Genomic DNA, 23,833 nt, shown 5'->3' with positions numbered 1-23,833 from the left:
GGCGCGACTGACGGGCCAAGCGCCCCCAATGTGGCCTTCGGTGCGTCAGACGCAACCAAGGCGGCCTTCGGTGCGTGGGACGCAACCAAGGCCGCCTTGGGGCGTATGACTTACTCCTCCGCGTCCGCCCAGGCCTTGAGCATGACCCGGGCGATGGACGAGTTGCCCGGCAGGAGGATCTCCGCCGCGCCGTCCGCGATCGGGGTCGGCTTGGCGCCTTCGTTCCGCAACGAACTGTTCTCGAACGCCGCCCGCACCTCCGCGCGCGACACCCACAGCGCTTCCTCGATCTCGCCGTCCGCCGGGACCAGCGGCAGCGTGCGGTCCGCCCGGGCGGTGAAGCCCAGCATGATCGACCGCGGGAACGGCCACGGCTGGCTGCCGAGGTACCGCACGTCCGACACCGACGCGCCCACCTCTTCGCGGATCTCGCGGAGCACGCACGCCTCCAGCGACTCGCCCGCCTCGACGAACCCGGCCAGCACCGAATAGCGCCCGGCCGGCCAGATCGGCTGGCGGGCCAGCAGCACGTGGGAGCCGTTCGTGCCCTCCAGCGAGTGGACCAGGCAGATCACCGCCGGGTCCGTGCGCGGGTACTCCTCGCGGCCGTCGTTCGTGCACTTGCTCGCCCAGCCGAACTGGATCAGCTCCGTGGGATTTCCGCAGCGGGTGCAGAACTTGGCCTGGCGACGCCAGTTGCGCAACGCCTGCGCCGTCGTGAACAGCCCGGCCGACGTGTCGTCCAGCAGGTCGCCGTACCCACGCAGCTCGACCCAGATCTCACCGTCGACGCGCGGGACCTCTTCGACGAAGCCCCAGCTCCCGGCCATCTTCACCGTGTCGGCTTCGCCCGTCGGGCCGCCCGGCAGCGACCAGTAGTCGGTGTCCTGCCACTCGCCGAGGAACACCGCGTCGGCGGGCGGCGAAGCACCGAAGTCGACGGCCTTGCGGAACGCCAGCACCGACGAACCCTCGAGGACCGGGGTGCGCCCGGTGTCGTCCAGCAGGACGACCCGGGCGTCAGCCCAGCGGTTCAGCAATCGTGAAGGGTTGGTGCGCAAGCCTTCCTGACGGTCCACAGTGGACCGGGACAGGGTCGGCAGGGCACCGAGGGAGAACGGGACGGACATCAGGCCGGCTCGCCCACTACGACGTCGCCCAGCGCGAGGAGCTTGCGTTCCAGCACCGCCGCGTCGCCGACGACCACGCCGGTGAACCGCTTGGGGGCGAAGAACTTCAGCGCCGCATCGGCCACCTCTTCGGCGGTCACGGCGGCGACCCGCGCCGGGTGCTCGTTGAGCCACTCCAGGCCCAGCCCGGTCGAGGCCAGCGCCAGCACCTGGCCGGCCAGGCCGGACTGCGACGACGTCGAGGTCAGCAGCGAGCCGATCGCGTACTGCCGCACCGACTCCAGCTCGTCGCCCGCCGGCGGGACCTGGCCGAGACGGCCCAGCTCGTAGCGGGTCTCCAGCAGCGCCGGGGCGGTCGCGTCGGTCGCGGTGTCCGCGTCGACGTTGACCACCGCGGTGCCGTCGGTGAACTCGAACCCGGAGTGCGCGGAGTAGGTGTACCCCTTGTTCTCGCGGATGTTCTCGACCAGCCGCGACGAGAAGTACCCGCCGTAGGCCAGGTTCGCCAGCTGCAGCGCCGCGTACCCCGGGTCCGTGCGCGGCACGGTCTGCGCGGACAGCCGGATCTGCGACTGGACGGCGCCGGCGCGCGGCACCAGCAGCACGCTCGGGCCGGTCAGGTCCGGCAACGCCGGCAGCCGCACGGCCGAGCGGTCCGACGCCCAGGCGCCGAGCACCTTCTCCAGGTCGCCGATCACCGCGGTGGGGTCGATGTCGCCGACCAGCACCAGCACCGAACCGCGGGCCTGCACGGACGCCTGGTGCAGCGCGCGGACCTGCTCGGGCGTCACGACGGCGACGTCCTCGGCCTGCGGCACCTCGCGGGTGGCCGGGTGGTCGCCGTAGCGGTGTTTCTGCAGTGCTTCGCGGGCGATCGTGCGCGGCTGGGTGCGGGAGACGGCGATCCGCTCGACCAGCCGCTCCTTCTCGCGGGCGATCTCCTCGTCGGCGTAGGTCGCGCCGGTGAGGACGTCGCCGAGCACGTCGAGGAACGTCGGCAGCTTGTCGGCGAGCGCGGAACCGGTCAACACCAGGCGTTCCGGGTCGACGCCGCAGCCGATGTCGCCGCCGATCAGCGCCAGCTCGGCGTCGATCTCGATGCGGTTGCGTCGCGCGGTGCCGGTGAGGATGGTCTCGGCGAGCACCTCGGCGACCGCAGGGTGCAGCTTGTCGTCACCCGCGAACGGGATCCACAGCCGGGCCTCGACCATCGGCACGGTCGCCTTGCGCACGGCCACGACGCGCAGGCCGTTGGCCAGCGTGGTGTCCACATGGGACAGGTCGGCGGCTGTGCGCTGCTCGCCGAGCGGGGGCAGCGGGCGCGGCCCCCGCTCGGTGCGGCCGATCTCCTCGGCGCTGCGGTGCGTTGCAGAAGTCGTGGGGGAGCTCACTGCTCGTCGGTCCCTTCCGAAGCGGGCTTGACCACCAGGACGGCGCGCGCGTCGGGGCGCAGCGCCTTCGCCGCCGCCGAAACGGCTTCCGAGGTGACGGCGGACATCCGGTCGGCGAGCTGGTAGACCAGCGAGGCGTCGCCGTAGAGCAGTTCGAACGAGCCGAGCGCGAGGGTCCGGGACACCAGGCGGTCGTGCTCGGAGTGCAGGCTCGCGGCCCAGCGCGCGGTGACCTTGCGCAGTTCCTGCTCGTCCGGCGGGTTCTCGGCGATCTTCTCGAGCTCGTCGTCCAGCGCCGCGAGCACGCGCTCGCGCGGCACCTCGTGCGGGTGGATCAGGGTGATGGTGAACGTGTCCGGGTCGCGCGCCTCGAACGGGCCGAACAGCCCGGCGCCGGCGCCGATGTCGACGACCAGGGGCTCCTTGTGCACCAGCCGCTGCTGCAGCCGGGAGCCGTCGCCGTCGGTCAGCACACCGGCGAGCACGAGGTAGGCGAGGTAACCGCCGACGTCGTTGATCGGGTCCGGCATCCGGTAGCCGACGGCGAGCGCGGGCAGCGGGGCGTGCGGGTCGATCGTCTCGCCCTGCAGCTCGCTGGTCGGCAGCGGCTCGGCGAACGACGGCCGCTGCGGCGCCGGCCGGTGCGGGACGTCGCCGAAGTGCTGCTCGATCAGGTCCTTGGCGTTGGCGACCTCGAAGTCACCCGCCACGGTGAGCACGGCGTTGGCCGGCGAGTAGTAGGTGTCGAAGAACGCGGCGCAGTCCTCGACGGTGGCGCTCTCGAGGTCCTCGAAGCCGCCGTAGCCGTTGTGCGCGTTGGGGAACGTCGAGTACAGGACCGGCGGCAGGGTGATCCACGGGAACCCGCCGTAGGGCCGGTTCAGCACGTTGAGCCGGATTTCCTCCTTGACGACGTCGATCTGGTTCGCCAGGTTCTCGGCGGTCAGCTTCGGCGCGCGCATCCGGTCGGCTTCGAGGAACAGCGCGCGTTCCAGCGCGGCGCTCGGCAGCACCTCGAAGTAGTCGGTGTAGTCCGGATGGGTGGACCCGTTGAAGGTGCCGCCGCTGGATTGGACGTGCCGGAAGTGGGCGAGTTTCTCCAAGCTCTCGGAGCCCTGGAACATCAGGTGCTCGAAGAGGTGCGCGAAACCGGTGCGCCCCTCCGGCTCGGAGCGGAAACCCACGTCGTAGTGCACGCTGACGCCGACCACCGGCGCGGTCGCGTCGGGTGCGAGGACCACGCGCAAACCGTTGTCTAGGGTGTATCGGACGAGCTCGGGATCGGCCATGGCCCCACCCTACGACGGCTCGGCGGTCCCTGGCTTCCCGGCTGGCGGGTGAGAACCGCCGTCCGGACCCACAAGATCCAGCAGGTGCCCGCGGCGGGCGCCGGCGAACGTGCCTGCGAGGGCCGTCGCGAAGGATCCGGCCTGGTCAGGGCCGATTCCGCCGGAGTGCCAGTAGACCGGCGGCGGGTGCTCGAGACCGTCGAAAGCGGCCACCCAGGCGCTCAGTTCGCCCAGAGCTGACGCGTACGGCAGACCGCGTGAGAACACCAGTTCCCGCTGCGGCTTGCCGAGGTCCTTCACCCACACCGAACCCAGCTCTTCGGCGACGCCGCGAAGCCGCCGTGCGACGTCGGTGCCCGCGCGGCGACGCGCGGGCAGCGCCGCCGACACCACCGCGGCGGCCGCTCCGGCCAGCGCGAGGATCACGCCGAGCTGGGCGTATCCGGCGGTCAGTGCCAGCAGGACGGTCAGGAACACGCCGTAGAAGACCACCCGGACGCCGGCGCGGCCGAGCCTCCGGGGCCGCGCCGCGAGCCAGCCGCGGCGGACGACGTCGGCATACAGCCCGTCCGGTGCGATAACGACGTGCCGCCGCCGCAGTTCGGCAAGCGTCACCGGGTCTTCCGGCAGGACGGCCGCGAACACCGCACGCTCGAAGGAGGTCAGGTGCTCGTCGGGCGGGTTGCGCCGGCTCAGCCGCCAGCCGCCGTCCTCGGCGCTCACCCAGATGTAGTTGCGGACGGCGAGGTCGAGCACGGTCGCGGCGATGTCCGCCGCGCCGGTGCGGCCGTGCAGCAGCAGGCCGACGTGGCCCGGCAGCACGCCTTCCGGTGACGCGAATTCGCCGTTCGCGGTGATCAGCTCGACCTTCGGCGGCTCCCCCGGTTCGGCGTCACGGCGTCGCGCGAGCCACACGAGTACGACCGCGGCCAGCAGCAGCGCGCCGAAGCCCGCCCAGGCCCAGCCGACCGGGGCGGTGAGGACGAACGCGCCCGCGAGCGTCTTGGCGGGAACCAGCCGTGCGTTCGCCGGGACGGTGCCCGCGGGCAGCTCGACGGTCGCCGTCATCCGCTGGCCCGCGAGGAGGTTCTGCTGGCTGAACCGGGTCAGCCCGGCGTGGTCGATCTGCGCGGCGCCGCACGGGAAGTCCGAATCGGCCGGTCCCGCCCGGCAGTCGACCGCCGTCGGGATCTCGGGCGCCGCGAAGGACGCGCGGAGGAACTTCAGCTCGGTGCTCCAGCCGCCGGCGAGCTCCCAGGTGACGCGGTTGCCGTCGACCGCACCGTCCACTGTGTACCGGACGGTCGAGGTGCCGGACGTCAGGTGGATCGCGAAGGCGTCGTTGTCGACCGACGCCGTGCCGCTGCCTTCGAGGACGACGTCGCGCACGCCGTAGACGCGGTCGCGGTGGTGCGGCGCCGGGACCCGCAGCGGGACCCGGCGGTCCATCGTGACGCCGTTGGGGACCGACACCGCCTCGGCGACCGAAAGCGCGCCGTCACGCTCCACCTTGAGCTGGATCTCGGCGCTCTGCGGCAACGCGGGCGGCGGTGGCTGGTCCTGCGCGGCCGCGGGCCCGGCGACGGCCAGGAAGAGCGTCAGCGCCGCCGCGGTGACGACCCGGCCGCGCACGGTCAGCGCGACGTGGCGCGGCCGGACTCGGTGAGCAGTCCGTCGAGCGCGGTCAGGAACGACGGGAAGTGCGCGCCGAAGCGGCGCAGGTCGCTGTCGGCCTCCATGCCGCCGTACCAGTAGAGGCCGGCCGTGCCGTCCGACGCCGGGTTCAGCGCGGCGAAGGCGCCCAGCCAGCGTTCGGTGTCGCCCAGCACCACCGCGTACGGCAGCGACCGGGAGAACACCATCTCGCGGTCGCCCGGCGGGATGTCCTCGGCCTTGGCGTGGTGCAGGTAGTGCAGCAGGCCGCGGACCTGGCCGACGAGCACCCGGCCGCGCGCGGTGCGCGACGGCAGCAGCACGGCCGCGGCGGCGACACCGAGCCCGGCGAGCGCGACCGCGACCCCGAGCAGCGCGTACCCGGCGGTGAACGTGAGGATCGCCGTGACGACCAGGCCGAGCGCGAAGATCCCGGCGCCGAGCCAGGTCAGGCGGCCGCGCGCGGTGTCCGGGCGACGGGAGAACCAGCGCTTGGTGACGACGTCGGCGTACATCGCGTCGCTGATCCGGCGCAGGTCGAGGCCGCCGCGGGCGCGCAGCTGCGACACGAGCACGGCGTCGGTGCCCGCCGGCAGGAGCGTTTCGTAGACCGCGCGCTCGAAGTCGTGCAGGTGCTCGTCGGGCGGGTTGCGGCGGGCGAGCTGCCAGTCGGGCCCCGGTACTTCCGCGAGCCACAGGTAGTTGCGGACGGCCAGGTCGACCACGGTGGCGCTGATGTCGACGACGTCGACGGTCTCGTCGATCACCGTGCCGACCTGCCCGGGCAGCACGCCGTCCGGGGAGGCGAAGTAGACGCGCTCGCCGTCGCGCAGCAGCACCTCGACCGGCCCGGCGGCGGCGGTGAGCGCACCCGCGTCCTGCTTGCGGCGGCGCACCACGAAGACCGCGGCGGCGACGAGCAGCACCAGGAGGACGGCGAAGACGACGCCGGTCAGCGGCGTCAGGGCGAAGGCGTTGGCGAGCAGGCCGATGTCGGCGAACTTCGCGGTGGCCGGCGTGGTGTTCGCGGGCAGGCCGACCAGCAGGTCGACGCGGTCGCCCGGCTGGACGTCGTTCTGTTCCAGGCGCACGACGCCGGTGTGGTCGAGCTCGCTGAGCGTGCAGCGCCGGCTGGAGCCGATCGGGCCGGCGAAACAGTCCACAGGGGACAGCTCCGGCGACGGCGCGATGAACGACGCGGTGAGCTTGGCCAGCGGGCCGTCGAAGCCACTCGCGGCCTGCCAGCGCGCCTGCTGCCGGCCGTTCTGGTCGGCAACGACGCCGTCGACCAGGTAGGTCACGGTGGAGCTGCCGCCGGTGAAGGTGAGGACGAGCTGGTCGCCGGTCGCCTGGCTGGTGGCCGCGCCCTCGGTCTTGACGTCGCGGACGGCGAAGACGCGGTCCTGGTCGTCACCGGCCGAAACCCGCAGCGGGACGCGGGAAACGAGCTGCTGCCCGCCGGGGACGGTGACCTTCTCGGTGACGGAGAGGGAGCCGTCGCGCAGGAGCTTGAGCGCGACGTCGGCGGTCGCGCCGTCCGGGGCCTGGACACCCGGGACCTCACTGCCGAGCAGCTGCGGCTTCTTGACCTGCTCGCTCGGCTGCGCGGGCAGGGGCGGCCCCGCTGTCGGCCCGGTCGGCCCGTCGGCGGCGGCCGCGGGCCCGGCGGCGGCCAGCACACCCGCCGCGACGACGAGCCCCAGTTTCCTCAACACAGCACCACACCCTAGAGCACTGGATCTATGCTGACGGCCGGAACGGCGAGATCAGCGCAGGTACGCCGGTTCCGACGGGGTGAGTCCACGGGGGGTTCCACACAGATGTCCCAACCGCCGCAGGGTCCGCACGACCCGCGACGTCCGGTGCCGCCTCCGGGCCGGCCGCCGTTGCCGCCACCGGGGGCGCGGCCGTTGCCGCCGCCCGGGAACCGGCCGTTGCCGGGCCAGCCGGGTCAGCCGGGCCAGCCGGGGCGGGGTCCGCAGGGCCGGCCGGGTCAGGGTCCGCAGGGCCAGCCGCCCGGGCAGGGGCCGACCGGGCCGCAAGGTCAGCCGGAGCAGGGACCCGCCGGACCGCAGGGGCCTGCCGGTTCGCCGCCGCAGAACCCGCACGCACCGCGGAATCCGCAGTCGCCCGGTGGCCCGCCGCCGGGTTCGCGCGGTCCGCAGGGACCACCGCCGCACCAGTCCGGCGGGCCGCCGCAGGGCCAGCCGGGGGTCCAGGGTCCGCAGGGCACCCAGGGGTTCCCCGCGCCGGGTCCGCCGTCCGGGCCCTATCCGCGTCCCGGCGGCTTCGGCGGTCCGCCGACCGGCCCGCAGTTCCGTCCCCCGCCGCCCGCCGGGGCGCCGCTGCCGCCGCCCGTGACGGCGCCCGCGCCCGTCTTCACCCCGGGTCACGCCGGACCGCCGCCCGCGATGGCGTTCGGGCCGCGGTTCGCGCCCGGGTACCGGCCCTACGTCGCGAAGAAGTCGAACGCCGGCGTGATCGTGGCCGTGGCGATCATCGGGATCGTGGCCGTCGTCGGCGGGCTGATCGCGGCCGTCGCGCTGACCGGCGGGCACTCGCGGCACGTCGCCGACGCCGGCTACTCCAGCACCTACCCGACCGAGACCTACTCCGAGACCACCAGCGACGAAACCACGGCCAGGACGTCGTCCACCGAAGAGACGACCACGCGCCAGACCCGCACGTCCGGGCGCGAAACGCCGACGTCCCAGACGCCGGCCGGCCCGCACTCGGTCGCGGCCACCGGCGACAACCCGCTGTTCGGGAGCCCGAACTTCGGGCTGCAGAACGTCCCGTGCACGCTGAGCCGCTGGGCGACCGACCAGAACAGCGTCACGAAGTTCTTCCAGTCCGGCATCGCCTGCCTCGACGCGATGTGGTCGAAGGCCCTCGGCGGCGCCGAGCTGCCGTTCCGGACGCCGAACCTGTCGGTGCCGCGGTCGCTCTCGGAGTCGTCGACGCCGTGCGGCAGCGGCGGCACGACCACCGGCGTCACGCCGTTCTACTGCCCGTCGAACAACACGATCTACATGCCGATGGACCGCATCGAGATCGAGACGTGGGGCAACCACCCCGGCCCGTACCTGTCGATCCTCGCCCACGAATACGGCCACCACGTGCAGAACATGGCCGGCATCTCCGACGCGTACGGCGAGCAGCGCTACGACGCGGGCGCCGACTCGGCGGTCGGCCTGGAGCTGTCCCGGCGCATGGAGCTCGAGGCGCAGTGCTTCTCGGGGATGTTCCTGGGCTCGGCGTCGGTCTCGGGTGGCTCGGTCGACAAGAACATCTACAACGAGGCCTGGAACGCCCAGGACCGCGGCGACGACTACGCCCGCAACGGCAAACGCGACCACGGCAGCGCCAAGCACAACATCTCCTGGTGGCAGCACGGCGCGACGACCAACCGCAGCCAGCAGTGCAACACGTGGACCGCGTCCGGCGGCGACGTCTCGTGACGCCGGGTCAGCTCGGCGGGGTGAACGGGTTCTCGGCGGGCACCACCGGGGTTCCGCGCGGCGGGGTCGGCTCGGAGGAGCCCCCGTATTCGGGTGCGGCCGCCTGCGCCGGGAAGGGCTGCGACGACGCAGCGTTCGGCTGCGCCGGGAAGGGCTGCGACGCCGGCTGCCCGGGATAAGCCGGCGCCGCATACGCCTGCGCCGGGTAGGCGTGCGGCTGCGCCGGATACCCCTGCGCCGCAAACGCTTGCGCCTGCTGGGCCTGCGCCGCCGCGTAGGCCTGGAAGGCCTTGGCGTGGTCGCGGTTGCGCCGTTCCGCCAGCACCGCCGCGAGGAACGCCCACGGCGGCACCCCGGGCGGCACCGCCGCGCCCAGGGCGTTGCCGACCTGCTGCGCGAGCCCCCAGCCGAGCGCGTGCGACGCCTCCGGGCGCAGCTCGTTGAAGCGCGCGAGGAACTGGCGGCTCGCCAGCGCGAGGTCGTCCGGCAGCCGGGTCAGGTCGAGCTGCGACGCCCAGCCCTCGAGGCCCGGCGGCATGCCGATCGCCGGGTAGCCGGCGCTTTCCGGGACGCGTTCGCGCACCACGAGCGTCCCGGCCAGGAAGTCGCCGACGCGGCGGCCGTCGGAGGAGCACAGCGACACGATCACGGCCACCGCGCCGAACAGCCCGAGCGTCCAGAAGTCGACGACGAAGCCGGCGAGCCCGCGGGTCAGGGCGTGGCGGAAGCGGATCGGGCCGCCGTCGACGCGCACGACCCGCAGCCCCAGCGCCATCTTGCCCAGCGACCGGCCCCGCGAGAGCGTCTCGAACAGCACCGGGTAACCGACCATCACCAGCACCAGGAACACGAGGAAGAGGGTCAGCGCGAGCGAGCCGTCGTCGGCCGGGACGGTCAGCGTCATCACGAAGATCGCGCCGAGCAGGAGCGCGAACTGCACGACGACGTCGAGCGCCATGGCCAGGGCGCGGCTGGCGAGCTTGGCGACGCGCAGGTCCAGGACGACGGCTTCGCCGGTGACCAGCTCGGATTCCTCGTGCACGAGGCCCAGGGTAACGACGGATAGGGTGGCCGGGTGGATGTGGACGTCTTCGTGGTGGCGCACTCGGCGGAGTGGCACCGGCTCGGCGAGCTGAGCCGTCGCGGCGGCAAGCTCACCGGCGCCGAAGCCGACGAGCTGGTGACGCTCTACCAGCGGACGGCGACGCACCTGTCGATCGTCCGGTCGACCGCGCCCGACCCGGCGCTGATCGGGCGGCTGTCCGGGCTGGTAGCACGGGGCCGCAGCGCGATCTCGGGGTCGCACAACCCGGCGTGGCGCGAGGTCGCGCTGTTCTTCACGCACCGTTTCCCCGCCGCCGTCTACCTGTCGCGGCGCTGGTGGATCCCGGCCGCGCTGGCGTCGATCGCGGTGATGGTGGTGATCGCCGTGTGGGTTTCGGGCGACCCGCACGTGCGCGCGTCGATCGCGTCACCGGACGAGCTCGACCAGCTGACCAAACCCGGCGGCGACGCCGAGAGCTACTACTCGACGGGGCCGGCGACGTCGTTCGCCGCGCGCGTCTGGACGAACAACGCCTGGGTGGCGGCGACCTGCCTGTTCCTCGGCATCGCGCTGGGCCTGCCGGTGATCGGCGCGCTCTGGCTGAACGCGCTCAACGCCGGCCTGATCATCGGCGCGATGAGCGCCGCGGGCCGCGCCGACGTGATGATCGGCCTGCTGCTGCCCCACGGCCTGCTGGAGCTGACGGCGGTGTTCGTCGCGGCGGGCACGGGCCTCCGGCTCGGCTGGACGGTGATCGACCCCGGCCGCCGCTCCCGCACGGCCGCGCTGGGCGAGCAGGGCCGTTCGGTCGTGGTGATGGCGCTCGGGCTGGCGTGCGTGCTGTTCGTGTCGGGGGTCATCGAGGCGTTCGTGACGCCGTCGGGCTGGCCGACGTGGATTCGCGTCGGGATCGGCGTCCTGGCCGAGGTGGCGTTCCTGGTCTACGTCTTCACCCTCGGCCGCCGCGCGGCCCGCGAAGGCGAGGTCGGCGACCTCGACGCGCGGGACATCGGGGACGCGCTCCCCGAGTCAGCATAAGCACGAACCCTCGAAGGCGATCGACGATCCGTCGTCCAGCCCGGCGGTGCCGACGAACCGGGCCTCGAACTCGCCCACCTCCGTCAACGTCAGCTTCGGGCTCGACGCGGAACCGTCCGCGCCCGTCTTGACGGTCACCGTTTCCGCGCCCCCTTCGAAGACCAGGAGGTTCTTCGGGCGGGCCGCGCGGACGAAGAACGTCACCGGGACGTCGGCCGCCGGCTGGCCGTTTTCGCCGATCACGCGGACCACGAACGGTGCGCCCGGGTCCTTCGTCGCGAGGCGCTGGCCGTTGCCGGACAGGATGGCGAGGGTGCGCCCGCCCGCGGCCCAGGTGTTCGGGATTCCGGTCAGGGAGCAGACTTCCTGGTACAGCCGCGCGCCCGCGACGGCGCCTTCCGCGGTGAGGCACCGGGCCGTGGCGAGGTTCGCGATCTCGACCAGGCCCGGCAGCCCGGCCACGCGCCGCCAGGCCTGGTGCTCATCCTTGGCGTCACAGGCCGCCAGCTTCACCGTGACCCCGTCGACCGGGCTCGCCGCCGCAAGACACTGTCCATTTTGGACGTTCGTGAAGCGCTGACCGGAATATGTCCACTTCGCACTCGCGTCTCCCGCGTCAGCCAGCACGGGCTTGCCGTCGGCCACCGCGAGTGAGAGCTTGCCCCCGCCGTCGGCCAGGTACACGGGAGCGCCGTCGGCCGCGGGTGCCGAAGTGATCGCCAGGGCCACCGCCATGAACTTGAGCATCCTCCGGGCTTAACAGGCCGGACGGACGTCCACCACCGGAGTCACCCATCAGAGCCGCCCGGCGGCTTTCAGGGCCAGGTAGCGGTCCGCCAGCGCGGGCGGCAGCTCCTCCGGGACCGCGTCGACGACGCTGACCCCGCGGCGCGCCAGGCGTTCCGTCACCCGGCTGCGCTCCGCCATCGTCCGCGACGCCGCCGCCGCGTCGTACACGGCTTCCGCGTCCCCGCGCCCCGCCAACATCTCCGCCACCCGCGGGTCCGCGACCGACGCGATCACCAGCTCGTGCCGCGACGTCAGCGAGCTCAGCACCGGGAACAGCCCCTCCTCCAGCGGCGCCGCGTCCAACCCCGTCAACAACACGACCAGTGCACGACGTCGAGTGCGCCGCAGGATCTCGGCGACCATCCCGCGCGCGTCCGTCTCGATCAGGGACGGCTCCAGCGGCGCCATGGCGTTGACCAGCGACGTCAGCAACGCCGCACCCGAGGAACCCTGCACCGCCGCGCGCAGGCGGCGGTCGTAGGCCAGCAGGTCGACGCGGTCGCCGGCCCGGGTCGCCAGTGCGGCCAGCAGCAGCGCCGCGTCCATCGCCGCGTCCAGGCGCGGGGCGTCGCCGACCCGGCCCGCCGAGACGCGGCCGGTGTCGAGCACCAGCACCACGTGCCGGTCGCGCTCCGGGCGCCACGTCCGGACCATGACGTCCGCCGCGCGCGCCGTCGCGCGCCAGTCGATGGAGCGGACGTCGTCGCCGATCACGTACTCGCGCAGCGAGTCGAACTCCGTGCCCTGGCCGCGGATCAGCACCGCGTTGCGGCCGTCGAGCTGCTGCAGCCGCGCGAGCCGCGACGGCAGGTGCTTGCGGCTGTGGAACGGCGGCAGCACGCGGACCGTCCACGGCACCGCGTGCGACCCCTGCCGCGCGGCCAGCCCCAGCGGGCCGACCGACCGGACCGTCACGCGCGCCGCCGTCCGGTCGCCGCGCCGCGAAGGACGCAACGCCGTCACCAACGCCCGCCGCTCCCCCGCCGGAACGCGCAGGACGTGCCGATCAGCGGCACCCGCCGACGGCGGCCACGCGTCGCGCAGCTGACCGCGGACCGCACGGCCACCCGGGTTCGCCACGACCAGCGTCACCTCGCACGGCTCCCCGAGCCGCACCGACGTGTCACCGGAGCGCGCGAACGTCAGCGGCCGGACGCTCCCGGCCAGCAGGAGGTCCACGACGACCAGCACCAGCAGCACCCCGCCGACGGCCAGCAGGCCGGCCCGCGACGGCAGGAGCAGCCCGACCACCAGTGCGCCGAAGAGCGCCAGCAGCCCGAGCCTTCCGGTGACGGCCATGTCAGCGCGGCACGGGCACGGACGCGAGCACCCGGTCCAGCACGCCGTCCGCGGTGACGCCTTCGAGCTCGGCCTCGGGCCGGACGTCCAGGCGGTGCCGCAGCGCCGGCCGGGCCAGCGCCTTGACGTCGTCCGGGGTCGCGTAGTCGCGCCCGGCGAGCCACGCCCAAGCGCGCGTCACGGCCAGCAACGCCGTGGCGCCACGGGGGGAAACGCCGATCCGCACCGACGGCAGCTGCCGCGTCGCCCGGCAGAGGTCGACGACGTAGCCGATCACCTCGGGTCCGATGGTGACCTTCGCGACGGCTTCGCGGGCGGTCGCCAGTTCGGCCGCCCCCGCGACCGCGAGAAGGCCCGCCGCCGCGAGGTTGCGCGGGTCGAAGCCCTGCGCGTGCCGCCAGAGGATGCCGATCTCGTCCTCGCGCGAGGGCGTCGGCATGGTCAGCTTCAGCAGGAACCGGTCCAGCTGCGCCTCCGGCAGCGGGTAGGTGCCCTCGTACTCCACCGGGTTCTGGGTGGCGATCACGATGAACGGGTCGGGCAGCGGCCGCGACTTGCCGTCGAGCGAGACCTGCCGCTCCTCCATCGCCTCCAGCAGCGAGGACTGCGTCTTCGGCGGCGTCCGGTTGATCTCGTCGGCGAGCAGCAGGTTCGTGAACACCGGGCCCTCGCGGAAGGAGAACTCGCCGCTGTGCGCGTCGTAGACGATCGAGCCGGTGACGTCGCCGGGCATCAGATCCGGCGTGAACTGCACGCGCGTCGTCTCCAGGCTCAACGACGCCGCGAGCGCCCGCACCAGCAGCGTCTTCGCGACGCCGGGGACGCCTTCGAGCAGCACGTGCCCCCGGCAGAGCAGGGCCAGGATCAGCCCGGTGACGGCGGCGTCGTTGCCGACGACGGCCTTCGCGACCTCCGCGCGCAGCGCGATCAGCGCGTCGCGGGCCCCGGTCGTGCCTTCGGTACCGCTGCTCAAGTTCGCTCCACCTCTCGTTCCACCCTGTCCAGTTCGCCGGCCAGCCGGACCAGCTCGGGATCGCCGGTCACCGGCGGCCCGTACAGCACGGCGCCGACGTCGTTCGCGGGCCGGCCGACGCGCTCGCTCACCGACGTCACCAGCGCCGCCGCGTCGGCGTCGCGGGGCAGGCCCAGCGTGGTCCGCAACCGGGACCGCGCGGCTTCGCGCAGGGTCTCGCCGGCGTGGTCCGCCGCCTTCGCGCGCCGGTACAGCCGGGCGCGCCCCTCGGTCGTTTCGGCCGCCCGCACGACGATCGGCAGCGGCTCGGTGACGACCGGGCCGAGCCGCCGGGCCCGCCACAGCGCCAGCAGCGCGACCGCGATGAACGCCTGCGCGGCGCCGAAGTACCAGCCGTCGGGGATCAGCGCGAAGATCGACTTCCGCGAGTCGTCCAGCGCCGGGTCGGTCGCCGACGGCAGGTACCAGACCAGCTTCGGGTGCGGCCCGAGCAGTCGCAGGCTCAGCGCCGCGTTGCCGTCGTCGGCGAGCCGGCTGTTGGTCAGCGGCGCCGAGGTGCCGAGCAACGTCGTCGTGCCGCCGGTGTCGGCGAGCTGCAGCAGCGTGCCGCCGCCGTCCGCACCCGGGTAGCACGAGCGCGCACCCGGTGCGGCGTAACCGATCCCGCCGAGCGTGGCGTCGCCGGCCGCGACCGCGGCGGCGACCGTGCACTGCGGGCTGAGCGTGCCGACGTCGTTCTGGCCGACCGGCCGGACCAGCGGCAGGGAGTCCTTGAGGGTCGGCGCTCCCGGCGTCACGAGGACGACGTCGGCGGCGCGCTGCCGCAGCGCGTCGAAGCGCTTCGCCGGCACCAGGTCCGGCTGCGTGACCAGCAATGTCGTGTTCTCGCCGAGCGCGTCGTCCGCTTCGTCGATCGTGTGCGCGGTCCGGACGTCGACCCCCTGGCCGGCCAGCAGCTTCGCCAGCGCGTGCGCGCCGCCGGGTTCGTAGGAGCCGGGTTCGAGGGCGCCGTGCGTCTGCTCGCCGCGGCCGAGCAGCAGCAGCGCGGCGGCGGCGACCACCAGCGCGAGCAGGGCGAGGGGAATCCGGGAGCCGCGCCAGATCCGGCGCGCGTCCGGCGAAACCGAGGTGCTCACGAGGCCGCCATCACCACCGGCCGTTCCCGGCGGCAGCGTTCGTCCAGCTCGGTCAGCGTGCGGTACGCGGCTTCGGTGCCTTCGCGGCCGCCGTAGTGGACGTCGTCGAACAGGCGCGCGCCTTGCCGCAGCTCGCTCGCGACGATCGGCAGCAGCACCCCGGCCTCGGCGGCGGCTTCGTCGGCCGTCCGGCCCGACCTCACGTCCAGCAACGCGCGTTCTTCCAAGGCCCGCACGAGCGCGCGGAAGCGGTCGCGGACGGCGTCGTCGTAGCGGCCGGCGGCCGCGGCCTCCGCGGCGGAGCGGCGGTAATCGTCGGCGCTCTGCCGCTTCCCGTCGAAGACCAGCCGGTCGGCCCGGGCCGCGCGGGCGATCTTGCCGGTGCGCAACCGGATCACGACGACCAGCACGATCAGCAGCACGAGGATCAGGAGCAGGCCGAAGATCCCGCCCGGGACCACCGACGACAGGCCGTTCAGCAGCTTTTCCAGCTGCTCGCCGAGCCACTGCGCGACCTGCTGCAGCACGCTCGGGCGCGCCTGCTGGTACTTCGGGTCGGTCAGCTCCTCCTGCGCGGCGCGGCGCGCGGTGTCCCGGTCGATGTCGACCGGGACGTCCCTCGGCAGGAACGGCAACGTCACCACGCCTGCGGCGGCGTCACCCCGGCGGCGCGGGCCAGCTCGATGTCCATGCCTTCGCGGCGCATCCGCTGGTCCAGGTAGATGATCACGGTGACCAGCGCGACGAACGGCATCGCGATGGTGCCGGAGACGATCTGGCCGACGCCCTGCAGCAGCAGGTCGCCGGTGCCCGGCACGACCGGGGCCGCCGACGGGTTCAGCACCTGCTGGAACACGCTGGTGCCGAGGGTGAACGGCAGCTGGATGATGGTGTTGAACAGGTACTGGATCACCCAGGCCAGCGCCAGGATGCCGAGCACGCGCCAGAACGCGCGGCTGACCAGCTTGACCGAGCGGGAGAACGCCTGCTTGAACGTGCCGCGTTCGAGGATCAGCGCCGGGCTGGCCAGCGCCCAGAACACGTACGCGACCACACCGGGGACCACGCAGAGCATCAAGCCGATCGTCGCGACCACCGAGTAGACGAGCCCGACGCCCAGCAGCGGCAGCAGCCGCGGCCGCACCTCGGCCCAAGCGATCGAGAAGGTCACTTCGCGCCCGAGCGCGGCGCGGCCCATGACAGCGGCCAGGAAGCCGTTCAGCAGCGTCGTCAGCAACGTCGTGAGCGCCGCCGACGGCAGCACCAGCAGGAACACGTCGCCGAACGCGCTGAACAACGCGTCCTGCGCCTGCGAGTCGGTCGCGCCGGGGCCCAGCTCGGCGACCGAGGTCAGCTTCTCCAGGTCGGCGTAGAGGTACTTCTGCACGAGGAACGAGATCCCGGCCGAAAGCACCGCCAGGACCGCGCCGACACCCAGGATGAGCAGCGGGTTGCGGCGGATCGCGGTGATCGCGCCGTCGAGGATGTCGCCGATGTTGAGCGGGCGCAGCGCGATCACCCCGGGTTTGCCCAGCCCGTGCGGGCCGGAGGCGCGCTGCTGCGGGAACTGCGGGTACTGCGGCGGCGGCCCGCCGTAGGGCGTCGGGGCCTGCTGCTGCCACCCGGGCGGCGGCTGCGCACCGCGCGGGTCCGGGGCCTGCCAGCCGGTCGGCGGCGTCGGTGGTGACTGATCGTGACCTTCCGGCGGCTTCGCCTCACCCGATCCAGGAGCGGGAGCCTGGGCGAAGCCCCGGCTCGGTGTCGGCGTGTCGGCGCCCTCTTCGCCGGGCGCGCCACCGGTCTCTGTCATCGAAGCCCCTCGCCTGCGGTACCTGCTTGCGGACACTCTCTCAGAGCGGGTTGCACCCGGCCAGACCTGGGGTGACGTCCATGCGCCGCGACAGTGCGCACACGGACGGGTGCGGGAGGCACCGTTCCCCCGGTAGGCTGAACGCCGGGATCGGGTACCCCCGGTCCGTACCGAGACCCTTCGGGACTGCCTAGATGACGCAACCGCCCCACGGCCAGGTACCGCCCAGCGGCACCGTCCAGCCGCCGCCGGTGCCGGATGCGCAACCGGCTCCCGCGTGGCTGGGTCATCCCCACACCGTGTCCGCGCCCCGGCGCCGGTCGCCGGCGGCGGTGATCGGGGTGTGCCTCGGCGCCGTGGCCGTGCTGGTCCTCGGGCTGGTCGCCATCGTGGCGCTCAACCGCCAGGACACCCCGCTCGCGAGCCCGAACTACCGTGACACGCCGTCGTCCCAGGACGCTCCTTCGCAGCTCCCCGGGGGTGCGGGCGCTCCGGCGTCGGCGTCCCCCGGCCCGTCGACCGAGCTGTCCACGCCCAGCGCGACCGGCCCGCAGAAGATCCTCAAGCTGGCCGACCACCCGATCCTGCAGGACCCGAACGCCGGGCTGCAGAACCGCGTCTGCACGCTGCCGGCGTGGCAGAGCACCCAGGCCGGCGCGGAAGCCTTCTTCACGGCCGCCAGCAAGTGCCTGGACGCCGCGTGGGGCCCGTTCCTCACCGCCTACGGCCTGCCGTTCACCCCGCCCGCGCTGCACTTCCCGACCGGCGCGAGCTTCGAGACCGAGTGCGGCACCATCCAGGTCGGCATCGCGACCGCCGCGTACTACTGCGAAAACAACCTGTACGTGCCCTTCCGCGGGCTGCAGACCGACCAGTACGGCAACAACCCCGGCGTCTACCTGGCCCTGTTCGCCCACGAGTACGGCCACCACGTTCAGGAGGTCGCCGGGCTGATGGACGCGGCCTGGCAGAAGATCTACGAAGCCGGCCAGAACAGCCCCGCCGGGCTCGAGATGTCCCGGCGCAAGGAACTGCAGGCCCAGTGCTTCTCCGGGATGTTCCTCGGCGCGCACGTCGACCAGGGCGGCACGATCAACCGCGACATGTACAACAAGGCCTGGAACGACCAGGAGACCCGCGGCGACAACACCTCCCGCAGCCACGACCACGGCACCAACGCGCACTACGCGTCGTGGTGGCGGGCGGGCGCGACGAGCAACCGGATCTCCGACTGCAACACCTTCGCGGCGCCGTCGACCGAAGTCAGCTGACCTTCGCGAGCTTCGGTTTCGGGTCCGGCTTCGGCGGCAGCCGCAGCCAGGTGTAGACGAAGATCCCGCCGGAGAAGCAGGCGAACACCAGCAGCGCGAGCCCCAGCGGGCGCCGGGCGTCCGACGCGCCGGCCGACGTGTCCGCCGCGCGGACGGTGACCGTGCCCTGGTCCGGGAGCTCGTCCGGGATGCCGACTTCGACGTGCTCGTTCTGGCCGTGACCGCAGCCGTTGAGCGTGCCTTCGTGGGTCTTGCCGCCGACGGTGAACCGCACCGTCTCGACGGGGTCCAGCCGGTCGCACGGCGCGGGCTTGGTGACCTCGGCCGACACCGGCACGCCGGCGTCGTCGTTGCCGATCCCGAGCAACCCGGGCCCGGCGAGCCACGCCAGCACGACGACGAGCACACCCGCCGCGGCGGGGATCGCCACCGTGGGCCACTTCAGGGCGAGAGGTCGCGGGGGCACCCGGTCATGGTTCCAGATCCCGCGGGCAAAACCCAGGCGCCCTGGTCTCGATCCGCTGGTCCGCCGGGCGAACCGGACCTACCGCTCGATCTTCTCCGCTTGCGTCACCTTTTTGACGTAGAGGAGCTTGTCGCCGGGCTCGATCGCGTCGGCCTGCGGAGCGTCGACGCGGTAGAGGACGCCGTCGCGGACCAGGCCGAGGACGAGGTCGGGCAGGTGCCGCGGCGACCCGCCTTCCTCCGCCGGCTCGACCGCGCGCTCGGCGATGGCCAGGCCGGACTCCGGGGTGAGCAGGTCCTCCATGATGTCGACGACCAGCGGCGTCGACGTCGCCATGCCGAGCAGCCGCCCGGCCGTCTCGCTGGAGACGACGACCTGGTCGGCGCCGGACTGCTTGAGCAGGTGGACGTTCTCCGCCTCCCGCACCGACGCGACGATGTGCGCCTGGGGCGCGAGCTCGCGGGCGGTGAGCGTGACGAGCACCGCCGTGTCGTCCCGGTTCGGCGCGACGACGACGGCGCGCGCGTGCTGCACCGCGGCGACGCGCAGGACGTCGGACCGGGTGGCCGAGCCGTGCACGGCGACCAGGCCGAGCGCGCTCGCGGCGTCGAGGGCCTGCTGGTCGGTGTCGACGACGACGACCTGGCCGGGCTCGACGTTCTCGTCGCCGAGCAGGGCGTTGACGGCGGACCGGCCCTTGGTGCCGAACCCGACGACGACCGTGTGGTCGCGCACCTTCGTCCTCCACTTCTGGATCTTGAACGCCTGCCGGGAGCGCTCGGTGAGCACTTCCAGGGTGGTCCCGACCAGGACGATGAGGAAGAGCACCCGCAGCGGGGTGATCACCAGCACGTTCACCAGGCGGGCGGACGACGTGGCGGGCGCGATGTCGCCGTAGCCGGTGGTCGAAAGCGAGACGGTCGCGTAGTAGAGGCTGTCCAGAAGGGACAGGCCGTCACCGTTCGCGTCGCGGTAACCGTCGCGGTCGAGGTAGACGATGATCACCGTCAGCAGCAGCGCGAGGGTCGCGCCGATCACCCGCTTCATGATGGCGCGAAGGGGGCTGACGGTCAGCTCGGGCATCCGCAGGACGCCGACGAGCTCGTGGTCGGGCCGATCGGTGAGGCTGCCGAGCGGCAGCCGCCTCAGGGCCCTCATGCACCCGCTCCCGCAGGCAGGTGTCGAGCGTCACTCACGCCCGGAGGATAGCCGAACCGGACGGCGGCCCGCCGCGTGGAACGATGGGATCATGGCAACCTCGCAACGGCCCGCGCACGTCATGGCAGCTGCGCTGGGCTTCATGGGCGTCCTGCACTTCGCCGTCCCGAAGCCGTTCGACGGCCTGATCCCCCGCTCACTGCCCGGTTCCCGGCGAGCGTGGACGTACGGCTCGGGCGCCGCCGAACTGACGGTGGCGGCCGCCGTGGCCGCCCCGCGGACCCGCCGGCTGGGCGCCCTGGCCGCGGCGTTGCTCTTCCTGGGCGTCTTCCCGGGCAACGTGAAGATGGCAGTGGACGCCCGTCGGGCGCCGCTCCCCCAGCGAGCGATCGCGTTCGGCCGGCTGCCGCTGCAGTGGCCGCTGATCGCCTGGGCCCTGAAAGTCCGCGACGCCGCGTAACCCGTACTTGGAGGGTCGACTCGCGTACCCAGACAGTCGGTTCGCGTACCCACACAGTCGGTTCGTGAGCCGACCCTCCAGGTACGCGAGCCGACCCTTCAGGTACGCGAGCCGACCCTCCGGGTACGAGGGTCAGGACTCGGGGAGGTCGCGGAGGAGACGGCGGATGCCTTCGGCGTCCAGGAGGTCGGCCGGGCGGATCGTGTGGTTCGCGCGGACGTAGTGGAACGCCGCGCGGACCTGCTCCACCGGGACGTTCTTCAAGGCCGCCCAGGCCATCCGGTACGCCGCCAGCTGGACCGACAGCACCGCCTGCCGGGACTGCGGCGGGACCGAGCCCGTCTTCCAGTCCACCACTTCCCAGTAGCCGTCGGGATTCCAGAAGACGGCGTCCATGCGGCCGCGCAGGGTGATGCCCTCGACGTCCGCCGAGAACGTGATCTCGACGGCGTGCGGGACGCGCGAGGCCCACTCGCTCTTGTCGAACTGCGTCTGCAGCTCTTCGAGGCCGGGGTCCGGGATCTCGGCGAAGTCGGCGGCGCCCGGCAGATCCTCGATCTCGATGAGCTGGTCACCCCCGAAGCGGCGCTCCAGCCAGCTGTGGAACTCCGTGCCGCGGCGGGCGAAACTGTTGGGCGCCATCGGAAGCGGGCGACGCAGGTCCGTCGCGAGCTGCGCGGAATCCTCGGCCAGGGCGACCAGCTGGCTCACCGAAAGCCGGGACGGCAGCGGGACCCGCTTGATCTGGTCGTCCTTGCGCGCCCACTCCTCCAGCAGGACGTCGGTGTCGGTGAGCCAGCCGTCGGGATCGTCCTCTTCGGACTCTTCCTCCTCGGAAGACGCCGACAGCGCCTCGAAAACCAGGTCCACTCCACCTTGGACGCCGGTGCGGCGGTCGGCCAGCGAGTCGACCGGCCAGCGGGCCGTGCGCGAGTCCGACACCAGCGGGTTCTCGTCGTCGGCCGACGGCTCGGGCGCCCAGTCGCCGAGCTGCCCGACGCCGGATTCCCGGACGACGCCGGCGATCTCCGTCAGGAACTCCGACGGCCCCTTCGCCCGGCTGCTGCTCTCGTTCCACCAGTGCCCGGAGACGATCAGCGCGTGCTCCGACCGGGTCAGCGCGACGTAGCAGAGCCGCCGTTCCTCCGACTGCTCCCGCTCGACGAAACCCGCCTCGTGCAGCTCCAGTCCTTCTTGGACTTCCTTGCGGTCGTACCCGTCGGCGATCCGCAGCTCGGGCAGGTCCTGGGCGTCGCCGCGCAACGCAGCGGGCAGCGACGTCGCCGTCCGCAGCCACGACGACGACCGCCGCCGGCCCGGGAAGACGTCCTGCACCAGGTGCGGCACGGCGACGACCTCCCACTCGAGGCCCTTCGCGGAGTGCACGGTGAGCACCTGCACCCGGTCCGGCACGACCTCGACCTCACCCGGGGTCAGCCCGTCTTCGGCGTGCGCCGCGGTGTTCAGGTAGTCCACAAAGGACAATAAGGTCGCCGTCGGCGCCGTCTCGGCGTAATCCGTGACGACTTCGGCGAACGCGTCCAGGTGCGCCCGCCCGGCGGATCCCGGACGCGCCAGCGACTCCACGTCCAGCAGCAGCGTGCGCTCGACGTCGGCGACCAGCTCCGGCAGTGACTGGTCGAGCCGCCGCCGCAGCGCCGCCAGCTCCCAGCCGATCCGCCGGATCCGCTTGTACCCCTCTTCGGAATACCGTTCCGGCGAGCCGGGTTCGTCGATCGCGTCGATCAGCCCGGCCTGCTCGACGCGCTCCACGACCAGCTCCGGGCCGTCGGACTTCTCGGGACTCGACAGTTCTCCCGCGCGCCGCCACAGCGCCGCGACGTCGGCCGCCGCGAGCCGCCAGCGCGCGCCGGTCAGCAAGCGCGCCGCCGCACTCCCGGAGAGCGGGTCGGCGAGCACGCGCAACGTCGAGACGAGGTCCGCCACCTCGGGCTCGTCCAGCAGCCCGCCGAGGCCGACGACCTCGACCGGCAGCCCGCGGGCCCGCAGCTCGGCGGCGATCGGGGCCATGTCGGCACGGCGCCGGACCAGCACCGCCGCGGTCGGCGGTTTGCCGGTCTGCTCCTGCACGGCGTACCAGCGCCGCGCGAGCGCGTCGGCCACCCATTCGCGTTCGGCGCGGACATCCGGCAGCAGCGCGCACGCGATGTCCGCGGGCCCGGCGCCCTCACGCGCCCGCAGCCGTTCGACGCCGAGGCCGCGCGCCCGCAGCGGTTCGGCGATCGCGTTGGCGAGGTCGAGGATCTCCGGCGGGTTCCGGAAACTGGTCAGCAGGCCGAAATCATGAGCCGGGACAAGGCGTTCGCCGTCAAAACGCGGGAAGTCCGTGGTGAAGCGCGGCAGGTTCGCCGCGCTCGCGCCGCGCCAGCCGTAGATCGCCTGGGCCGGGTCGCCGACCGCGGTGACCGGCATCGGCGGGTTTTCGACGCCGCCGAACAGCGCCCGCAGCAGCACGCGCTGGGCGTGCCCGGTGTCCTGGTACTCGTCGAGCAGCACCGCGCCGAAGCGTTCCCGCTCGCCGCGCACGACCGACGGGTACTCGCTCGCCAGCTGCGCGGCGAGCGACATCTGGTCGGCGAAGTCCAGCGCGCCTTCGTTGCGCTTGCGCCGGTGGTAGGCCTCGACGAGCGGCAGCAGCGCGAGCCGGAAGTGCTGCGCCGCCATGATTTCGGTGAGTTTCTGCGGCAACGCGGCCCGCTGCCCCTTCGCGCGCGGCGCGTTCTCGATGATCCGGCACATCCACGACGTGTAGTCGGCCAGTTCCTCTGTGGACACCAAGTGTTCGCCGAGTTCACCGGCCAGGGCCAGGACGTCGGCGGTCACCGTCGGCGGGACGCGGTCGGTGTCCAGCTCGTTGTCCCAAGTGGACACCACGCGGTGCGCGAGCTGCCACGACGACGTCTCCGACAGCAGCCGGACACCGGGTTGCACGGGCAGCCGGAGGCCGTGTTCGGACAGCAGGCGGCCGGCGTACGCGTGGTAGGTGAGCACGGTCGGTTCGCCGGCGACCACAGTGGACCGCAGGCCGCCGGACGGGTCGAGCCGGTCCAGCAGGCCGGAGCCGGCGAGCCGGCGCAGCCGCGCGCGGACGCGTTCGCCGAGCTGGCGCGCGGCTTTGCGGGTGAAGGTGAGGCCGAGGACGCGGTCCGGGCTGACGATCCCGTTGGCGACGAGCCAGACCACGCGCGCGGCCATCGTCTCGGTCTTGCCCGCGCCGGCGCCGGCGACCACGAGGGACGGTTCGACGGGCGCGGCGATGACCGTGGCCTGCTCGGGAGTCGGCCGGTGCAGGCCGAGCGCGTCGGCGAGCTCAGCAGGCTCGACGGTGTTGGCGATGACAAGCGGGCTCACGCACACACCTCACGGACCGACGCGGCACTTTCACGTGAAAGTGCCGCTTTGTCGCGCAGAGCGGCACTTTCACGTGAAAGTGCCGGTCCTGG

Annotated in this window: 19 protein-coding genes; 4 read left to right on the top strand and 15 right to left on the bottom strand. The window is 73.0% G+C overall.

Annotated features, from left to right (window positions below; translation table 11 throughout):
• Positions 1 to 110: 110 nt before the first annotated feature.
• The 5 genes from nudC to OHS18_RS36620 are packed head-to-tail and all read right to left on the bottom strand — an operon-like array spanning position 111 to position 7,178.
• A complete protein-coding gene (nudC, locus tag OHS18_RS36640; RefSeq protein ID WP_328613847.1) occupies positions 111 to 1,130 on the bottom strand; it encodes an NAD(+) diphosphatase in 1,020 nt (339 codons plus the stop codon).
• Positions 1,130 to 2,521 (bottom strand): M16 family metallopeptidase, encoded by a 1,392-nt coding sequence (locus OHS18_RS36635; protein WP_328444754.1) that lies wholly within the window; start codon positions 2,519 to 2,521, stop codon positions 1,130 to 1,132. The genes nudC and OHS18_RS36635 overlap by 1 nt, the downstream gene beginning before the upstream one ends.
• The gene (locus tag OHS18_RS36630; protein WP_328444756.1) at positions 2,518 to 3,810 is read right to left on the bottom strand and encodes a M16 family metallopeptidase; all 1,293 of its coding nucleotides are present in this window, start codon (positions 3,808 to 3,810) and stop codon (positions 2,518 to 2,520) included. The genes OHS18_RS36635 and OHS18_RS36630 overlap by 4 nt, the downstream gene beginning before the upstream one ends.
• A gap of 9 nt (positions 3,811 to 3,819) precedes the next feature.
• Positions 3,820 to 5,442, bottom strand: a complete 1,623-nt coding sequence (locus OHS18_RS36625; protein WP_328613846.1) for a DUF2207 family protein — start codon at positions 5,440 to 5,442, stop codon at positions 3,820 to 3,822.
• Between the two features lie 2 nt (positions 5,443 to 5,444).
• Positions 5,445 to 7,178: a DUF2207 family protein gene (locus OHS18_RS36620; protein ID WP_328613845.1), complete on the bottom strand. Its 1,734-nt coding sequence runs from the start codon at positions 7,176 to 7,178 to the stop codon at positions 5,445 to 5,447.
• Between the two features lie 642 nt (positions 7,179 to 7,820).
• Here OHS18_RS36620 and OHS18_RS36615 point away from each other — a divergent pair.
• Positions 7,821 to 8,924 carry a neutral zinc metallopeptidase gene (locus tag OHS18_RS36615; protein WP_328613844.1) on the top strand — a complete coding sequence of 368 codons (1,104 nt, stop codon included), beginning with the start codon at positions 7,821 to 7,823 and terminating at the stop codon, positions 8,922 to 8,924.
• A gap of 7 nt (positions 8,925 to 8,931) precedes the next feature.
• Here the strand turns inward: OHS18_RS36615 and OHS18_RS36610 are convergent, their stop codons facing one another.
• On the bottom strand, positions 8,932 to 9,966 hold the full coding sequence (locus OHS18_RS36610; RefSeq protein WP_328613843.1) for an RDD family protein: 1,035 nt from the start codon (positions 9,964 to 9,966) through the stop codon (positions 8,932 to 8,934).
• Positions 9,967 to 9,999: 33 nt separating this feature from the next.
• Here OHS18_RS36610 and OHS18_RS36605 point away from each other — a divergent pair, with 33 nt between their 5' ends.
• Positions 10,000 to 11,007 carry a stage II sporulation protein M gene (locus tag OHS18_RS36605; RefSeq protein ID WP_328613842.1) on the top strand — a complete coding sequence of 336 codons (1,008 nt, stop codon included), beginning with the start codon at positions 10,000 to 10,002 and terminating at the stop codon, positions 11,005 to 11,007.
• Here OHS18_RS36605 and OHS18_RS36600 read toward each other — a convergent pair.
• From OHS18_RS36600 to OHS18_RS36575, 6 genes are read right to left on the bottom strand one after another with little or no spacing between them, the layout of a single operon-like run.
• On the bottom strand, positions 10,999 to 11,754 hold the full coding sequence (locus OHS18_RS36600; protein ID WP_328613841.1) for an RICIN domain-containing protein: 756 nt from the start codon (positions 11,752 to 11,754) through the stop codon (positions 10,999 to 11,001). The genes OHS18_RS36605 and OHS18_RS36600 overlap by 9 nt on opposite strands.
• 48 nt (positions 11,755 to 11,802) lie before the next feature.
• On the bottom strand, positions 11,803 to 13,095 hold the full coding sequence (locus tag OHS18_RS36595) for a DUF58 domain-containing protein (RefSeq protein ID WP_328613840.1): 1,293 nt from the start codon (positions 13,093 to 13,095) through the stop codon (positions 11,803 to 11,805).
• A 1-nt stretch (position 13,096) separates the two neighbouring features.
• A complete protein-coding gene (locus tag OHS18_RS36590; RefSeq protein WP_328613839.1) occupies positions 13,097 to 14,068 on the bottom strand; it encodes an AAA family ATPase in 972 nt (323 codons plus the stop codon).
• On the bottom strand, positions 14,065 to 15,204 hold the full coding sequence (locus OHS18_RS36585) for a DUF4350 domain-containing protein (RefSeq protein ID WP_328613838.1): 1,140 nt from the start codon (positions 15,202 to 15,204) through the stop codon (positions 14,065 to 14,067). The genes OHS18_RS36590 and OHS18_RS36585 overlap by 4 nt, the downstream gene beginning before the upstream one ends.
• Complete coding sequence (locus OHS18_RS36580; RefSeq protein WP_328613837.1) at positions 15,201 to 15,848, bottom strand: DUF4129 domain-containing protein; 648 nt, start codon at positions 15,846 to 15,848, stop codon at positions 15,201 to 15,203. Before OHS18_RS36580 ends, OHS18_RS36585 begins: the two co-directional genes overlap by 4 nt.
• On the bottom strand, positions 15,842 to 17,014 hold the full coding sequence (locus OHS18_RS36575) for a hypothetical protein (RefSeq protein WP_328613836.1): 1,173 nt from the start codon (positions 17,012 to 17,014) through the stop codon (positions 15,842 to 15,844). The genes OHS18_RS36580 and OHS18_RS36575 overlap by 7 nt, the downstream gene beginning before the upstream one ends.
• A 251-nt stretch (positions 17,015 to 17,265) precedes the next feature.
• Here OHS18_RS36575 and OHS18_RS36570 point away from each other — a divergent pair, with 251 nt between their 5' ends.
• Positions 17,266 to 18,285, top strand: coding sequence for a neutral zinc metallopeptidase (locus tag OHS18_RS36570; RefSeq protein WP_328459073.1), 1,020 nt, complete (start codon positions 17,266 to 17,268; stop codon positions 18,283 to 18,285).
• Here OHS18_RS36570 and OHS18_RS36565 read toward each other — a convergent pair.
• Both OHS18_RS36565 and OHS18_RS36560 read right to left on the bottom strand, forming a co-directional pair.
• The gene (locus tag OHS18_RS36565; RefSeq protein WP_328618645.1) at positions 18,278 to 18,715 is read right to left on the bottom strand and encodes a hypothetical protein; all 438 of its coding nucleotides are present in this window, start codon (positions 18,713 to 18,715) and stop codon (positions 18,278 to 18,280) included. The genes OHS18_RS36570 and OHS18_RS36565 overlap by 8 nt on opposite strands.
• Positions 18,716 to 18,829: 114 nt before the next feature.
• Positions 18,830 to 19,909 carry a potassium channel family protein gene (locus OHS18_RS36560; protein WP_328444780.1) on the bottom strand — a complete coding sequence of 360 codons (1,080 nt, stop codon included), beginning with the start codon at positions 19,907 to 19,909 and terminating at the stop codon, positions 18,830 to 18,832.
• Between the two features lie 91 nt (positions 19,910 to 20,000).
• Here OHS18_RS36560 and OHS18_RS36555 point away from each other — a divergent pair, with 91 nt between their 5' ends.
• A complete protein-coding gene (locus OHS18_RS36555) occupies positions 20,001 to 20,369 on the top strand; it encodes a DoxX family protein (RefSeq protein WP_328613835.1) in 369 nt (122 codons plus the stop codon).
• Positions 20,370 to 20,501: 132 nt separating this feature from the next.
• On the opposite strand, the gene OHS18_RS36550 is transcribed toward OHS18_RS36555, so the two are convergent.
• On the bottom strand, positions 20,502 to 23,741 hold the full coding sequence (locus tag OHS18_RS36550; protein ID WP_328613834.1) for an ATP-dependent helicase: 3,240 nt from the start codon (positions 23,739 to 23,741) through the stop codon (positions 20,502 to 20,504).
• Positions 23,742 to 23,833: the final 92 nt, after the last annotated feature.

This window comes from Amycolatopsis sp. NBC_00355 (genome assembly GCF_036104975.1).
Lineage (GTDB): Bacteria > Actinomycetota > Actinomycetes > Mycobacteriales > Pseudonocardiaceae > Amycolatopsis.
Note: the sequence above shows the minus strand (reverse complement) of the source record. Positions and strands in the feature narration are given on the sequence as shown.